A 17287-nucleotide genomic window follows, 5' to 3' on the forward strand; every position below is an offset into this window, starting at 1 on the left:
GTTTATTATCGGCCCAAATGATTATCCGTTGCAGCATAGACAAAACCGATATATGTGGATTTTTTGACTGCAACAAACGAATGGAAAGTGATAGATTACTGATACTAGAGTGTGATGTCGTAACAAAGATTGCGCAGGCCAAAAGACCTGCGCCTTTCTTGTTATTCCTCTTCTGTAGAGTGGCTACTTATCTCTTTATCTTCAATTTCTTCAGCCTGCGATTGATTACCCTCTTCTGCACCAGCTTCTTTTACTTTAGCAGCAGGTGGCTGGGGTTTATCTTTCCACTCCAATTTAACGCGGCCTTGCTTGTCTACTCCAGCGACAAAAACTTCTATCTCTTGGCCTTCACTTAAAACTTCTTCGACTTTCTGCGAGCGATCGCTGCAAATTTGCGAAATATGTAATAAGCCATCTTTACCGGGTAACAAATTGATAAAAGCACCAAAATCAACAATTTTGCTTACTTTCCCCGCATAAGTTTGGCCAACTTCAATTTCTGCTATCAAAGCTTTTATTTGACGCTGCGCTTCTTCAAGAGCTGCAGCATCGGGAGAGAACAACTGCACAGTCCCACTATCATCGATATCGATAGAGACACCAGTACTCTCACTCAATCCTTTGATCGTAGCACCACCCTTGCCAATAATAGTACGAATTTTGTCCTCGGCCACTTTCATCGTAGTGATGCGAGGAGCATGTTGTGATAATTCCTCACGATGCTCCGCTAATGAATTATTCATTACACCAAGAATATGGATACGGCCAGCCAAAGCTTGATCCAAGGCTTGAGACATAATTTCTTTGGTAATGCCCGTGATCTTAATATCCATCTGTAAAGCAGTGACCCCTTTTTCAGTACCAGCCACTTTAAAATCCATATCGCCTAAATGATCTTCATCACCAAGAATGTCGGTTAAAACTGCAAATCGATTGCCTTCCTTGATTAATCCCATGGCTACACCTGCCACTGGAGCTTTAAGAGGTACGCCAGCATCCATTAACGCTAAACTAGTTCCGCAAACAGTTGCCATTGAGCTAGAACCATTTGATTCCGTAATTTCTGAAACAACCCTTAAGACGTAAGGAAACTCACTCATGGAAGGCAGTACCGCCATCAAACTGCGTTTAGCTAGACGACCATGACCAATTTCACGTCGTTTTGGACTGCCCATCATGCCCGTTTCCCCAACTGAATAAGGAGGGAAGTTGTAATGCAGCATGAAGCGATCTTTTGTTTCGCCCGTTAGCTGATCAAGAATTTGAGCATCACGCTCATTTCCTAACGTTGCAACGACAATAGCTTGCGTTTCTCCGCGAGTAAATAAGGCAGAGCCATGCGTTCTTTCCAATATTTTTGTGCGAATGTTGATTGGACGTACTGTTTTTTGGTCGCGGCCATCAATGCGGGGCTCGCCATCAAGAATGCGTTTACGCACAACATCTTTCTCTAAGGCACCAAGCATCTCGCCAGCCATTGCGACATTCAACTCTGGTTGTTCACTTGTTAAAGTATCGATAGTTTCTTGCCTGACCTCAGCCAATCGCTGATGTCGTTGTACTTTATCTTTGATTAGATAGGCTTCTGTTACACGAGCCCCGGCTAATTCTGCAATACGAGACTCCAATGTCGTATCAATCTCTGGCGCTGTCCAATTCCATGCTGGCTTGCCTACTTCTTTTGCCAATTCCACAATGCCTTTGATCACGCCCTTCATCATTTCATGACCAAATAACACTGCACCCAGCATTATTTCTTCACTTAGCTCGCGTGCCTCAGATTCAACCATCAAGATGGCATCATTAGTACCAGCAACAACCAAATCCAAATCAGACTGTGCTATTGCTTTATATCCTGGATTGAGAAGATAAATACCATCCTTATAACCCACCCGAGCAGCACCGATCGGATCGTGGAATGGGATGCCTGAAATTGCCAAAGCAGCGGAAGCACCAATCATCGCAACAATATCAGCAGGAACTTCAGGATTTAGTGACATGACAGTAGCAACAATTTGTACTTCATTGTAAAAATTGTCTGGAAATAGAGGACGCAAAGGTCTATCCATTAAACGGGAAACTAAAGTTTCATGCTCACTGGGTCGCCCCTCTCGTTTGTTAAATCCCCCAGGAATTTTACCGGCAGCAAATGACTTTTCTTGATAATTCACAGTGAGTGGAAAAAAATTACCACCCTCAACTGCATCTTTTTTTCCTACTACCGTAACTAATACCTGCGTACCATTCATACTAGCGAATATGGCACCATCAGCCTGTCTTGCTATTTCTCCCGTTTCAAGAACAAGAATATGTTCGCCGAAACGTATTTCTTTAGTGATTTTAGCCACGTAAGTCACCCCTTAAAATTCATAATAATGAAAAAAAAAGGCGCAGTTTTCCTGCGCCTTTCATTCTGACTTAAAATTGCCTTGAGTCAGCACCATTAACATGGCTCCAACTATTAATAAGAATCTCGCAAACCCAAACTTTGAATCAAAGTCTGATACCGAGCAGTATCAGTTTTTTTCAAGTACTTGAGTAGTTTACGACGCTTGTTTACTAACTCTTGCAAACCACGTCGAGAATGAAAATCTTTTTTGTGATCTTTGAAATGATCCGTTAAGTATTTAATACGACCAGTCATTAGAGAAACTTGAACCTCAGGTGAACCAGTATCTTTGTCACCTCGTTTAAATTCATTAACCATTTCTGCTTTTTGTGCGCTAGTTAGCGACATATTCACTCCTAGAGATAAGCCAAGTGTTCTTTCAAAGGGAAGCATTCTACCAAGGCATGTTCATAGACACAAGTATTAGTTAATAATTTGTGCAATTTTTCTTAAAGCCGCAGATCATACCTTTTAGGTTTTACAAACACCTAGAAAATAGCGCTCACAGACTGTTCTGTCAACAAGCGCTTCACCGTTAATATATCAGACTCCAATGTACCCAAACCAATAAAATGACCTACATCATCATGAAGTCGTACACAGCCTTGCAAATTCTTTGCTTTTGGGCCCGAAAGGCTCTTGCCTTGTCGTAATGCCAGCACTTCTGCATTAGTTATTCTGATTGCTGGAAAATGACTGACTGCCCGCTCCATCGGTAATAAGCAAGTTAGTAATTCAGATGGGGTTTTATTTTGTAAATCTTCCAAACTATACATCATTTCCCCAACAAAACCTGCCGTGTAGAGGCGATGCAACCTGGCAACGTGAGCTCCAAAGCCAAGATGCTCACCAATATCTTCGACTAAATTTCTAATGTAAGTTCCTTTGCTACAAGAAACTAAGATGTTGAAGTATTTGCCATCAAAAGAAGTCAGTTCAAGTTGATGAATAACAATTTCTCGTGCCTGACGAGGAATTTGAACTCCCTCTCTTGCGTATTTATAAAGAGGCACACCTTTATGCTTCAGGGCGGAAAACATTGATGGAATTTGTTTTATATGACCTGTAAATTGGTTAATCGCCTCAAGAAGCTCAGGTTCTGAGACTGTAAAATCCAAACACTCTTCTACTATTTCACCTAATGCATCGCCAGTATTGGTTTTAATACCAAGTAAAGCAGTAGCCTCATAAGATTTATCAGCATCTAAAAGGTATTGGCAAAATTTAGTGGCCTCACCAAAACAGATAGGTAGCATGCCTGTAGCCAAAGGGTCAAGGCTACCGGTATGTCCGGCCTTCTTTGCACCATACAGTCTTTTTACCTTTTGTAATAAGGAATTAGAAGATAGACCTTGAGGTTTATTAACTAGCAAAATACCGTTGATAGGTTGACTACAATCACTCTTGCTCATCATTACTTTTTGGAGGGTTGGCTTCTTCAATTAAACGACTCAGCCGTCTGCCATATTCTATTGATTCATCATAGACAAAATGCAATTGTGGTACTGTTCGCAATTGTATTGATCTAGCAAGTGCTGTTCTTAGATAGCTGGCTGCTGCATTAAGAATTGACGCAGTTAGCTGTTTATCATCATTTAGCACTGTAAAATACACTTTTGCGTGCCCTAAATCGGCGGATACTTTTACCGATGAAATAGTAACAAAGGCAGGCAAACGTGGATCTTTTATCTCTTGTTGAATTATCTGCGAAAGTTTGCGTTGCATCATTTCTGCAACGCGATCTGTTCGCTTAAAAGCATTCCTCATAAATCTCGCTTTATTTCGATGGTTTCAAACACTTCGATCAAATCGCCAGGCTTAACATCATTATAGTTCTTCACTCCGATTCCGCACTCAAAACCTTGACGAACCTCGAGGACATCATCTTTGAATCGACGTAAGGACTCCAAGGTACCCTCATAAATTACGACGTTATTTCTAAGTACACGGATAGGATTATTCCGTTTAATAAGCCCTTCAATAACCATGCAACCTGCGATAGCACCGAGCTTCGGTGAGCGGAAGACATCCCTAACTTCGGCAATACCAATAATTTCCTCTTTAAATTGTGGAGCAAGCATACCGGTTAAAGCGCTTTTTACTTGGTCGACAATATCATAAATCACACTGTAATAATGCAAACCTACTGCTTCTTGTTCAGCCAAACGTTTAGCACCGCTATCAGCACGTACGTTAAAACCTATTAAAATGGCATTAGAAGCAATTGCCAAGTGTACATCTGATTCAGTTATACCCCCAACACCACTGGCAATAATCTCAACTTTCACTTCATCTGTAGAAAGCTTGACCAAGGCATCGGCAATGGCTTCTACAGAGCCTTGAACGTCTGCTTTCAAAACAACATTCAGCACTTTAACTTCAGCTGACGTCATGTTTTCAAAAATGCCCTCTAAGGAAGATTTCTGTCTTCTTGCCAGTTTCACATCGCGGAATTTACCTTGACGGAATAATGCGACTTCACGTGCTCTCTTTTCATCAGGGACAACAATAGCTTCGTCACCCGCATGAGGTACCGCAGATAATCCAAGTACTTCAACAGGGATAGAGGGGCCTGCACTATCTACAGACTTACCACTATCGCTAACTAAAGCACGGACACGGCCATATTGTAATCCAGCAAGGAGGATATCACCCTTTTGCAAAGTACCACTTTGTACTAAAACTGTCGCAACAGGACCACGACCTTTATCCAGGCGTGATTCGATAACAACCCCTTTTGCAGCGCCATCAGTTGGTGCTTTTAATTCTAATACTTCAGATTGCAATAAGACAGCATCTAAAAGTTCATCAATACCCAGCCCTGTTTTGGCAGAAATTTGCATAAACATGGTGTCACCACCCCAAGACTCAGGGATCACTTCATAATTGGATAATTCATTCATAACGCGATCAGGATCTGCATCGTGTTTATCCATTTTGTTGACTGCCACGATAATTGGCACATTTGCAGCCTTAGCATGTTGTACTGCCTCGATTGTTTGTGGCTTAACACCATCGTCTGCAGCAACAATTAGAATAACAATATCCGTCACTTGCGCTCCGCGAGCCCGCATTGCCGTAAAGGCAGCATGGCCGGGAGTATCAAGAAATGTAATTTCACCTTTAGGTGTACTGACATGGTAAGCACCAATATGCTGCGTAATGCCTCCGGCTTCACCGGCAGCAACCTTAGTACGTCTAATATAATCAAGCAGTGATGTTTTCCCATGGTCAACGTGTCCCATGATTGTGACAACAGGCGCCCGTGATTCTGCATCACCGCCTTTGTCAATTACATCGCCAAGAGTATCTTCAATTGCATTCTCTTTGAGCATGCGAGGTCTATGCCCCATTTCTTCAACAACAATAACTGCAGTGTCTTGATCAATAACCTGGTTAATGGTAGCCATAGCCCCAAGACCCATCATTACTTTAATAACTTCAGCTGCTTTTACTGACATTCGTTTAGCAAGTTCTGCAACGGTAATCGTTTCAGGAATTAATACATCACGAACGACTGGGGCTGTTGGCATGGCAAAACCGTGAGTTAATGCTTCTTCTGCTTCTCTATATTTCTCAGACTTTTCATTGCCCTTACGTTTCTTAGGCTTACCCCGCTTAGGACGACCTTGCATGCGCTCGTCTTCATCCTGCTCTGGAGCCAAGTATTTGCTTTTCTTTTTCCCTTTTCTAAAGTCAGAATCTGAATCCATCTCTTTTTTATCGACATGTTTCTTCTTACTAGCCTTCTCAACTTTTTCTTCTAACGTATTGATTGGCTCTTCTTCTATTGGTCCCACTTCAGGGGTAATAACACCTTCAGTAACGGGGAGTTGCTCCAACTCTTCACCAGCTTTTTGAGCACTCTCAGGCGTTTTTTCTCCTTGCTCTGCAGGTTCTGTATGCTCCTCATGTGCGAGAACATCAGGGGCCTCCTCAAAAGACGCTACTGCAGTCTCTTCTGAAACTTCGGCACTAGCGTCAGTCGGAATTGGGTGTTCTAATTCAACTTCAGGCTCCGCTTCGTGTTGTTGATCAAGCAAGCTACTTCGTTTTACATAAGTTCTTTTTTTGCGTACCTCAACATTGACTGTTTTACCACTATGAACGTCATGACCTACAGTCACTTGAGTAAGGCTTTTACGCTTCAAAGTGATACGTTCAGGGGTTGAACGAGTTTCCTTATTTGAGCTGCTTTTTAAATAATTCAACAAGATACGCTTTTGGTCTTCATTGACCGTCTGATTATCATCAGTAAAAGCTAGTCCTGCTTCCTGTAACTGGTCTAATAGGCGCTTAGCAGGGATACCAACGACTTGAGCCAATTGTTTAACCGTCACATCCGCCATAATTTACCCCCTTTCAGCAATCTCAAAAGAAATTGCTATAAAATTCTAATGCTACAAGCTTTATATGCTGAAAACCAAAATTGCATATTTATGCTTTTTATAATTTCGCTAATCCAAAGCAGGATTAAAAAAATTCCTGCTCTAATAATTCTCTACTCAATCTGATCGTTTTGATTTATTGAAACCACGGTTCACGTGCTTTCATGATCAACTCGGCAGCTTTTTCTTCTGTCATGCCATTAATATCTAGCAACTCATCGACAGACTGCTCAGCCAACTCATCCATCGTCGTTATGCCTTTAGCAGCTAAACTTGATGCCAAAGCCTCTGTCATTCCTTCCATAGAAAGCAATGATTCAGCTGGCGTGCCAGGCAATCCTTGGCCTGATGTTAATGCTTGCGTTAATAAAATATCATTAGCACGATTTCTTAACTCATCAACAATTTCTTCATCAAATTCTTCGATAGCTAACAGCTCTTCTTTAGGTACATATGCAATCTCTTCTAAAGAGGAAAAGCCATTCGCAACCAAAAGATTGGAAATTTCTTCATCCACTTCCAACGCTGAAGTAAATAGATTAATAATTTTGCTCGATTCTTCTTGGCTTTTACTATTAAACTCTTCAACTGTCATTACATTTAATGTCCAGCCTGTTAATTGGCTCGCCAACCTAACATTTTGCCCACTGCGACCGATGGCTTGGGATAACTGCTCTTTTTGAACAGCCAAATCCATTGTATGACTATCTTCATCGACCACAATAGAAGTAATATCTGCAGGCGCCATGGCGTTAATAACCAGTTGCGCAGGATTATCATCCCATAAAATGATATCTACCCTCTCACCACCTAACTCACTAGAGACAGCTTGAACGCGAGCACCACGCATACCTACGCAAGCGCCAACCGGGTCGATACGGCCATCATTTGTTTTAACAGCAATTTTTGCCCGATTACCTGCCTCGCGTGCTGCCGCTTTAATTTCGATGATATTTTCACCAATTTCAGGCACTTCAATTCGGAATAGCTCGATAAGCATTTCATTGCGAACTCTACTAACAAAGAGTTGCGGGCCTCTTGCTTGTGGTAAGATTTCATACAGATATGCACGAACTCGATCATTGGGTCTAAACATTTCGTTTGGCAGCATTTCACCTCGTGGCATAAAGGCCTCTGCCTTACCACCGAGATCGATGATAATATTATCTCGTGTTACTTTCTTGACTGTTCCGTAAATCAGCTGTCCCAATTTGTTTTTAAATTGATCAACAACTTGCTGTCTTTCTGCTTCTCGCACTTTCTGCATAATAACTTGACGAGCAGTTTGAGCAGCAATTCTGCCAAATTCAACAGAAGGCATCGGCTCTTCAATTCGGCCACCAATTGCTATCGATGGTGAGCGCTCTTTGGCTTGAGTCAAAGAAAGCTGTCTCTCAGGAAATTCCACCTCATCATCGCCAACCACTTCCCAATAACGGAAAGTTTCATATTCACCGGTGCGCGGATCTAATTTCACTCGCACACCAATATCTTTATCTGTTAATTTACGAGTAGCTGACTCAAGTGCTGATTGGATAGCTTCTAACACCACATCCTTAGGTACGCCTTTTTCATTAGATAATGCCTCAGCAACTAATAACAATTCTTTGCTCATCGTTCGCCTCACTCGCCTGTCAAATTTGCTTTTACTATTTGGGTAAATTGCACTTCTAGCTGCTCGTCACCGATTTTCAATATTAAAGTATCTTCATTAGCAGAAATAATTGTACCAAATAAGTTACGGCTACCATTTATTGGTTTAAATACTTTAATACGAACCTCATTTCCTACATATTGCTTATATTGTTCTTTATTAAAGAGTGGACGAGGTATTCCGGGAGAGGATATCTCCAAACTATAGTTTCCCGGGATCGGATCTTCAACATCTAAAAGCGCGCTAACCTGCCTGCTAACTCGTTCACAATCCTCTATACCAATGCCATTTTCTTTGTCAATGTAAACACGCAACAGTGAATGCTTTCCTTGAGGTAAGTATTCGCATCCCCACAATTCATATCCTAAATCCTCAATAAGAGGTGTTAATAATTGCTCAATTTCGTTTTTTATCATATGTTACTCGGCTGCCTGACGTTTCTTTTTAAAGCAGGCCCTATTCGAAATGATTTCATCTGAGTCGTCTTGATGAACCTGGTACGCCTAGCATTACTCCCTCTATCTTCTTGCGATATCGTCCAGAGAAGTAGGTTTGGGGTAACGTCTGGCTGATAGTTTCAATCGCGCATTACCATTTTAAACATAATAAAAAACCCCATAAATGGGGTTTAATAATAGTGGTAGCGGGGGCAGGATTTGAACCTACGACCTTCGGGTTATGAGCCCGACGAGCTACCAGGCTGCTCCACCCCGCATCAACTGAGGGCAAGTATACGCATCCTTAGTCTGGTTATCAAGCTTTTTTTATCCTAACCATGCTCTTTTGTAACTCTTATTAGTATTCATTCATCCCAGACTGAATTCCAGTATGATTTAAAGATGTGATTTCTAGTCAACAATAAGCATTATCCTTATTGCTCAGTTCACAGGAAATAATTGAAAGCAGCTTTAATATCACCATTTTTGAACTACCATGAACCTGTGTACCAATTCAAAAATGTATGCTTAATCATAGATTATTTAAACAGTTTTGCCATTTTCGACAATTATTCACTTCATAATTGCCTATAATGTACATTATTGATACATAAAGACAAAATTATGACGTTTAGAAAAGAAATTAAAGGCTTAGCTAGTGTTATTGATAAACAGCTTTCCGGTGAAAAATTAGGCTCCTTTTTACAACAACTGGATGACCTTGAGTACCGAATTTATCTTAGCATTAATCAATTATTAAATGAGAAATTTGATCCAAGAAAACCATTAAGTGAACAAATGGTTTCTCGTTATTTAAAGGAACACAACGATTTATTAATCGAGATTGGTGTATTACGTGATAGCAGCCTATTACAATATAGTGAACTGTCTAAACAAGAAAAATTTATCGTTTGGCAAAATTATGTATCGAATGAAATTAAATCAAAAAAAGCACCTAATAAATCCGATAATATTTTATCAAGCGTTCAGGAACGATTTGAAACTTTTGAGGTATTGACCAATCTTCTTAAATTTAAGGCTTCAGAAAAACTGCACTCAAATCTATTTTCCGACTTATTTAGACTCATGAAATTTGAATCAGGCTACCATTTGCTTGTTAAAATTAAAGGACATCTTGAGTCAGGAAAAACTATTGAGTTATTCCAAGGCGAAGATTACGTAGCCCAACTGGTACCAGAAAATCCCAGTAATGCTTTCGCGGTTCAAACCGATGAATCACGCGAAATAGTCAAAGGTTTAACAGATTTTAATCTTGATACATTAAAAGCTAGCTATATTAAAGATAAAAATAATTCTGTCAGAGACAATGAAAGTTTACTTAGTAAAGTTGACATCTTTATACCCTTCACACGAAATATGGAAATCATTCTCGGCCATTCAAATAATGGCAAAATAGTGTACTCTATATCCCCCTCTTATCGAGCTCTTTTTCATGAATTAGCTCATGCTCATCACGCCCTTAAGGGTACACATAAAAGAAAATATGAATTACCGAAACAATTGGGGATATTTTTTAGTCGTAACGCTGAGGAGCTATGGACGATCTACCTAGGAAAAACCAGTGAGCGCTCCTTAAGTAAGGATGATAAGCTACCAACGAGGTTAACGCATGCCTCTTTCACTTTGTTTGAGTCTAAAGAACAAATGGTTGCTTCCGCAGATCCAGAGCAAATAGCACGTGCTGAAATGAAGATTTTCAGTAGAAAGGTACAAGCTGAAATTCTGAGTGCTAATAAAAAATTTAGCCATACAAAATTTGGCGGTAAAAATACACCAAAGGTCGATCGTTTAGAAATGGATCTTGGCTATCAACATGGGGCTTTCATATTTGAAAAAGGCTGCGCCACAATTTTTGCACATAATTCTAAAATATCTAAAAGTATATTTAATGGTTCAGACTTATCAGAAAGCCGTTTTGTAAGTTCAGAACTTAAATCTTCGAGTTTTAATAAAACAATTTTACATAATGTTACGATAAAATTGTCAACTTTAAACTCAAGCATGTTTGATGATGCACTAATTCATCAAGCAAACATTGAAGACAACAATTTTGAAGTCACATCCTTCAAGAAAACAAAAATTTTATCCTCGACGATAACCAAATCAACTTTTGCTGGTGCTACTTTTAAAAAAACACGAATAGAAAATACTGTTTTTGAAAACGTGGATTTTAGTGAAGCTACATTCAATGACGTGATATTTACAAATGTTACTTTCAAAAATTGCAATTTTAGCCATATATCGGCAGTGAAGATGAAAATGCTTGATTGCCATTTTGAGAATGTATCATTTGAATCCGCCCGCGTAAGGGAGTCTGAAATTTCAGGAGAGTTAAATGAGCTCGCAGAACTAAATACCACAAATGCCGACATGATAACTTGTAATTTCAGTAGTTATCATTCACAGAATTTGTGATATCCCTAGATTGATCTGAGAAAGTTAAATTTTTAAATCAATCTAGAAATTATTTAAGATGCAAATGCGTTGATGCAGGCTGAAATCAAACCCGCTGGGAATATACCCAAAAAAAGCAATGCTAAGCAATTAGCAGAAAATACTAAATTCATTGGCGTTGATAATTGCACTGGATTTGAGTCAGCTGCATCATCAAAATACATAACCTTAACGATACGAACATAATAGTAAGCACCCATAACGGCAAATACTAACCCCAACACTGCAACCCACGTTAGATTTACATCTACTAACGCTTTAAGTACTAACAGTTTTGTGAAAAAGCCAACTGTCGGTGGAACGCCTGCCATTGAAAACATAATAATCATCATCATAAATGCAAGCCATGGATTACGTTTATTTAATCCTTTTAAGTCCTCCACATCTTCTACTTCAACACCATTTTTAGACAGCAGTACTATTAAGCCAAAAGCACCTACTGTCATAATAGAATAAACAAGCACATAATAAAGCGCAGCCGCATAGCCAGCTACACTGGCTGCCAATATACCAAATAGTGCATAACCAATATGAGAAATAGCAGAGTACGCCAGCAGACGCTTTATATTTGACTGCGTAATGGCAAGCATATTACCGAGGCCCGTAGACAATAGTGTCATCACTATTAATAACTGCTGCCATTGTGTAGAAGCATCAGGAAGAGCCATAATCAATATACGAAATGCCATACCCATTGCCGCAACTTTGGGGGCAGCACTAATAAATAAGGTAACCGAAGTAGGTGCACCTTGGTAAACATCTGGTGCCCACATGTGAAAAGGCATTGCCGCCAATTTAAATCCAACACCTGCTAAAATAAATACAAGAGCAAAAGATAGTAAAGTATTTTGTTGTTGCCAGTTAGCCGCTACCGCATTTGCAATATCTAATAAATCCAACTTACCTGTTGCACCATACAACAAAGAAAAACCGTACAGGAGCATTCCAGAAGCAATAGCACCCATAACAAAATATTTCATTGCCGCCTCCGCAGCATCACTGTTCGTGCGTCGAATTGCTGTCATTGCATAAAGGGGAAGTGAAAGCAACTCTAGCCCTAAATATATAGTCACCAGAGAGTGAGCTGAGACAAGTATCATCATGCCCAAAGTAGAGAATAAACCGAGAATATAATAATCGCCAGAAGGTATTTGACGTTCATCGATGTAGTGTCTTGAATAGAGAAAGCATAAGAAAACACTTAGATAAATAAATAATTTCATAAGTTGGGCTATATCATCACTGATAAATAAGCCGCCTAGGATGCTCACTCGGAAGCCCCCAAGCAAAAGAAAACTTACACAAGCAGCCAGCACCAAACCAATTTCTACAAGAATAAATGCTATCGATGCGTAACGCTGACGTAGAAAAAGATCGGCCAGCAAGGCGACACAAGCCGTAACCAGCACAATCATTTCAGGTAATGCAATGTGTAAATTCTCTAATAATGCTGTCATGTTAATTTAACCTTGCTAATTATAATTTTGATTTATTGGCTTCAGCCAGAGTATGGCTTACCGATTGATGCACATAATCAAGTACTGGCTTGGGATAAACCCCCATCGCGACAACCATTAAGGCCAGTAGCACATAAGCACTTAGCTCAAAACCAGAAAGATCTTTTAAGGCGGCTACTTTTTCATTGGCGATCGGGCCAAAAATTACTCGCTTGTACATCCATAGTGTATAACCGGCACCAATAATAAGAGTGGTTGCAGCCCAAAATGCCATCCAGAAACTTGCCTTCACGGAACCCAGAATCACCATGAATTCTCCCACAAACCCTGAGGTGCCAGGTAGACCGGCATTAGCCATAGCAAAAAGCATGAAAAACGATGCAAACACGGGCATTGTATGTACGATACCACCGAAATCTGTAATTTGGCGTGTATGCATTCGATCATACAAGTAACCAACCCCAGCAAACATTGCGCTAGAAACAAATGCGTGAGAAATCATCACAATGATGGCTCCCTCAAGAACCAAAGCAGCGTTGCGTACCCCAGACTGATGTGCAATAGCAAAAATTGCAAAGCAACCCAAAGTCACAAACCCCATATGGGAAATTGAAGAGTAAGCAATAAGACGCTTCATGTCTTTCTGAATAATAGCTACTAAGCCGACATAAACTACAGCTATTAATGATAAGGCAATAATTACCATGGCATATTTACTGCAGGCATCAGGAACAATAGGCAAAGCAAAACGTATAAAGCCGTAAGCGCCAAGCTTTAAAAGTATTGCAGCCAGTACGATAGAACCACCAGCAGGTGCCTCAGTATGAGCATCTGGCAACCAGGTATGTACTGGGAACATGGGAATTTTTATAGCGAAACCAAAAAAGAAGGCAATAAAAATTAATGTTTGAGCCGTCATACCTAATTTAATTGCATACAAGGTTTCAATCTTAAACGAGCCTACGACATAGCCCATATACAAAAATGAAGCCAGCATAAGAACCGAGCCGAAAAAGGTGTATAAGAAAAATTTGATCGCTGCATATACGCGATTATCAGATCCCCAAATACCAATAATTAAATACATTGGTATCAGCGTTGCTTCCCAAAAAATATAAAAAACTATCGCATCAAGTGCTGCAAAAACACCCACAAGTAGACCTTGCATGATTAAAAATGCTGCCATGTATTGAGCTACTCGCTTATGAATACTATCCCAAGTCGCCAAAATAACGATAAGGTTAGTAAATATACTCAATACAATTAATAGTAGTGATAAGCCATCCACTCCCAAGCTGTAATTAATACCTAGCGCAGGCATCCAAGGATATTCATCAATGAATTGCATGGCATAAGTATTGACATCGAATCCTGTCATTAAAGGAATGCACATGATCAGCGTTAACAATACTGTAAATAGTGATAAATAACGCGATACATTGGGATTGTTATCGTCGCCGGTGAGAAATACAAACACACCGCCGATGATAGGCAACCAGATCAATAAATTGAGCAAATGATGCATACCTTCACCTTATAATCAGCCTAGTAACAACCAGCATAAGAAAATAAAAAGACCAAATACCATTACAGTCGCATAATGATATAAATAACCACTTTGAAAAGCGCGTCCTCTCTGCGCAAACCATCTGACAGTGCGACCAGTACCATTAACGATCACCCCATCAATAAGTTTTTGATCACCTACGTTATAGAAGAAGCGTCCTAAAGCTTTTGATCCGCGAACAACTACAAGGTTATTTAAGGCATCAAAGCCATACTTATTCATAAGAATGCGGTACAACCATGAAAATTTTTGTGCCAAAAAAGTAGGAATGGAAGGCACTGCAATGTAGCAAACCCACGCAATCAATATCCCCGCAATAGTGATCCAGAAAGTCACGGAAGTCACGGAGTGCAATGCTTCTTGCCACGGCGAAGAAACTTCTTTAGCAATTTCGCCTAGCACATTATGCTCAGGAAGTACAAATAGGGATCTCCCTAATAAGGTGGGTGTGTCGAATAACATCGGCATATACAAGACATAACCAATGATTACTGACGGTATAGCCAGCAGCACTAAGGGGAGCCATACAACCCAGGGTGACTCATGAATGTGAGACAAGGTATGCTCATCCATTCTTGGTTTACCATGGAAAGTCATAAATAGAGCACGGAAAGTATAAAGTGCGGTTACCATCGCCCCGATAGCCACACAATAATAAGCGTAACCACTGCCTGGAATCTCAGAAAGCTTTGCTGCTTCGATAATAGTATCTTTGGAATAAAATCCGGCAAATGGTGGAATTGCACAAAGAGCTAAGCTGCCAATAAAATAAGTCACATAAGTAATCGGCATCTTATTCCAGAGACCACCCATTTTGCGCATATCCTGCTCATGGTGCATACCAATAATGACCGAGCCAGCGCCAAGAAACAATAAAGCTTTAAAGCAAGCATGAGTTAACAAGTGGAACATGCCAGCACTATAAGCAGAAGCTCCCATTCCAACCATCATATAGCCTAGTTGTGACAGCGTTGAATACGCTACTACTCGTTTAATATCATTCATCACGAGAGCCAATATACCAGTAAACAAGGCACCTGTTGCTCCGATAACCAAGATTGTGGTTAAGGCAGTAGTTGATAGCTCTACTAATGGAGAAATCCGCGCAATCATAAATACGCCAGCAGTAACCATGGTTGCAGCATGAATTAATGCAGAAATGGGTGTAGGGCCTTCCATTGATTCCGGTAACCAAACATGCAATGGCACTTGAGCCGATTTGCCCATCGCACCTACAAAGAGTAATAAACAAATAACAGTGATTAGCGACCAAGCATGACCAGAAAATAGTTCTATAGTTTGTCCGGCCAATGCATTGGCACTACGGAAGACTGTGTCATAATCGAGGCTACCTGTGTAAGCTAAAATCATTGCAATACCTAGAATGAAACCAAAATCGCCCACACGGTTTACAATAAAAGCCTTTAAGCCTCCTTCTATAGCTGACTCTTTATGATACCAAAAGCTGATTAATAAATAGGAAACTAAGCCTACCCCTTCCCAACCAAAAAATAATTGTAAGAAATTATTCGCACTAACTAGCATTAACATCATAAACGTAAATAATGAAATGTAGCTAAAAAATCTTTGGTAACCATCATCATCGTCCATATAGCCAATGCTGTAAATGTGTACAAGGAATGAGACAAAATTCACAATGACCAACATTAGCACACTTAAGGGATCTATTAGGAAACCAATATGAAAAGCATAAGGAAATAACTCTCCACCGTTAGCCCAAGTAAAAAGATTAACGTTTACTGACTCACTGGCACCACTAAAAATCTCAATCGCTACATAAGTGGACAATACTAATGCTAGACCCACGCCAGCAATAGTGACAGTGTGTGCTCCAACACGACCTATCTGATTGCGAAAAAAGCCAGCAACCACCGAGCCAAAAAGTGGCGCCAGAACAATTACGAGACAAAGTTGTTGTATGCTCATTATCAACCTTTTAAATGATTCATCTTGTCAACATCGATATTGCCCCGATTACGATAGAGCAACATTACAATCGCCAAACCTATCGCTGCCTCTGCTGCAGCTACTGTTAGAATAAAGAAAACAAAAATTTCTCCAGCCACACCACCGTAGTAATGGGAGAAAGCTATAAAGTTGGTATTGACTGACAATAGCATCAACTCTATACAAACAAGCAACAATATGACATTTTTGCGATTTAGCATAATGCCTACTAGGCTTAAGCCAAACATAATGGCAGCTAATATCAGATAATTATTTACTGGTATCATTCAGTGTATTCCTAGTTATTTCTCTGATTTCATTTGGATAAGTTCAATTCTGTCTTCGCTACGTGTCATTATTTGCTTTTTAATATCTTGACGCTTAGATCTGATTGCTCCTCGATGAGCGAGAGTAATAGCAGATATAATTGCTACCAATAACAATACTGAAGCAACTTCAAAAGCAAGAACATAATCCGTATAAAGAACCATACCGATTGTTTCCGTGTTCGACGTAGGTTTTAGTGGAGCAACATAATTTTCCTCATCGATATTCGGACTTATGGTAGGGATTGTGGCAGCTGCTTCTACAGCTTTATTAAACGTATTATCTGGAAGAGCTACCAGCAATAGCCCCGTTAATAAGGCTACCAAGATCAAGCCAAAGGGTAAATAACGCACAAAATGAACTTTCATTGACTCAACATCAATGTTAAGCATCATTACAACGAATAAGAACAGGGTCATAACCGCACCTACATAGACCAACACTAGAATAAGCGCTAGAAATTCAGCTTCAGCAATGATCCAAAGAACCGCACTTGCAAAAAAAGTTAACACCAAAAATAATACACACCGGACAGGGTTATTTTGAGTAATAACCATTAGCGCAGATAACAGCGCTATTCCAGCAAAAATGTAGAATATTACTTGTAAAAATAAATCATGCATCT

Annotated in this window: 12 protein-coding genes, 1 tRNA gene and 2 pseudogenes; 1 reads left to right on the forward strand and 14 read right to left on the reverse strand. The window is 40.0% G+C overall.

Annotated elements, in window-relative coordinates; genetic code table 11:
* Positions 1–161: 161 nt before the first annotated feature.
* From pnp to Lbru_RS14925, 9 genes and pseudogenes are all read right to left on the reverse strand, one after another.
* On the reverse strand, positions 162–2348 hold the full coding sequence (gene pnp / locus Lbru_RS14890; RefSeq protein ID WP_058442920.1) for a polyribonucleotide nucleotidyltransferase: 2187 nt from the start codon (positions 2346–2348) through the stop codon (positions 162–164).
* 113 nt (positions 2349–2461) lie between these two features.
* A complete protein-coding gene (gene rpsO, locus Lbru_RS14895) occupies positions 2462–2737 on the reverse strand; it encodes a 30S ribosomal protein S15 (RefSeq protein WP_058442921.1) in 276 nt (91 codons plus the stop codon).
* 140 nt (positions 2738–2877) lie between these two features.
* Positions 2878–3801 (reverse strand): tRNA pseudouridine(55) synthase TruB, encoded by a 924-nt coding sequence (gene truB / locus Lbru_RS14900; RefSeq protein WP_058442922.1) that lies wholly within the window; start codon positions 3799–3801, stop codon positions 2878–2880.
* Positions 3788–4156, reverse strand: coding sequence for a 30S ribosome-binding factor RbfA (rbfA, locus tag Lbru_RS14905; RefSeq protein ID WP_058442923.1), 369 nt, complete (start codon positions 4154–4156; stop codon positions 3788–3790). The genes truB and rbfA overlap by 14 nt, the downstream gene beginning before the upstream one ends.
* Positions 4153–6153 (reverse strand): annotated as a pseudogene (infB, locus tag Lbru_RS14910) (translation initiation factor IF-2); the annotation flags it as partial. The pseudogene infB and the gene rbfA, both read right to left, overlap by 4 nt.
* 275 nt (positions 6154–6428) lie before the next feature.
* Positions 6429–6738 (reverse strand): annotated as a pseudogene (locus Lbru_RS18110) (translation initiation factor IF-2 associated domain-containing protein); the annotation flags it as partial.
* 175 nt (positions 6739–6913) lie between these two features.
* Positions 6914–8392 (reverse strand): transcription termination factor NusA, encoded by a 1479-nt coding sequence (gene nusA, locus Lbru_RS14915; RefSeq protein WP_058442925.1) that lies wholly within the window; start codon positions 8390–8392, stop codon positions 6914–6916.
* A gap of 8 nt (positions 8393–8400) precedes the next feature.
* Positions 8401–8847, reverse strand: a complete 447-nt coding sequence (gene rimP / locus Lbru_RS14920; RefSeq protein WP_058442926.1) for a ribosome maturation factor RimP — start codon at positions 8845–8847, stop codon at positions 8401–8403.
* Between the two features lie 222 nt (positions 8848–9069).
* A tRNA-Met gene (locus Lbru_RS14925) sits at positions 9070–9146 on the reverse strand.
* A gap of 346 nt (positions 9147–9492) precedes the next feature.
* Here Lbru_RS14925 and Lbru_RS14930 point away from each other — a divergent pair.
* A complete protein-coding gene (locus Lbru_RS14930) occupies positions 9493–11304 on the forward strand; it encodes a pentapeptide repeat-containing protein (protein WP_058442927.1) in 1812 nt (603 codons plus the stop codon).
* Positions 11305–11357: 53 nt separating this feature from the next.
* On the opposite strand, the gene nuoN is transcribed toward Lbru_RS14930, so the two are convergent.
* From nuoN to Lbru_RS14955, 5 genes are read right to left on the reverse strand one after another with little or no spacing between them, the layout of a single operon-like run.
* Positions 11358–12800 (reverse strand): NADH-quinone oxidoreductase subunit NuoN, encoded by a 1443-nt coding sequence (gene nuoN, locus Lbru_RS14935; protein WP_058442928.1) that lies wholly within the window; start codon positions 12798–12800, stop codon positions 11358–11360.
* Between the two features lie 19 nt (positions 12801–12819).
* Positions 12820–14325: a complex I subunit 4 family protein gene (locus Lbru_RS14940; RefSeq protein ID WP_058442929.1), complete on the reverse strand. Its 1506-nt coding sequence runs from the start codon at positions 14323–14325 to the stop codon at positions 12820–12822.
* Positions 14326–14340: 15 nt separating this feature from the next.
* Positions 14341–16314 carry an NADH-quinone oxidoreductase subunit L gene (nuoL, locus tag Lbru_RS14945; RefSeq protein WP_058442930.1) on the reverse strand — a complete coding sequence of 658 codons (1974 nt, stop codon included), beginning with the start codon at positions 16312–16314 and terminating at the stop codon, positions 14341–14343.
* Between the two features lie 2 nt (positions 16315–16316).
* Entirely contained in the window at positions 16317–16622 is a 306-nt protein-coding gene (nuoK, locus tag Lbru_RS14950; RefSeq protein ID WP_058442931.1) for an NADH-quinone oxidoreductase subunit NuoK, read from the reverse strand.
* A gap of 15 nt (positions 16623–16637) precedes the next feature.
* Positions 16638–17285 (reverse strand): NADH-quinone oxidoreductase subunit J, encoded by a 648-nt coding sequence (locus Lbru_RS14955; RefSeq protein ID WP_058442932.1) that lies wholly within the window; start codon positions 17283–17285, stop codon positions 16638–16640.
* Positions 17286–17287 lie beyond the last annotated feature (2 nt).

The sequence above is a fragment of the Legionella brunensis genome (assembly GCF_001467025.1).
Lineage (GTDB): Bacteria > Pseudomonadota > Gammaproteobacteria > Legionellales > Legionellaceae > Tatlockia > Tatlockia brunensis.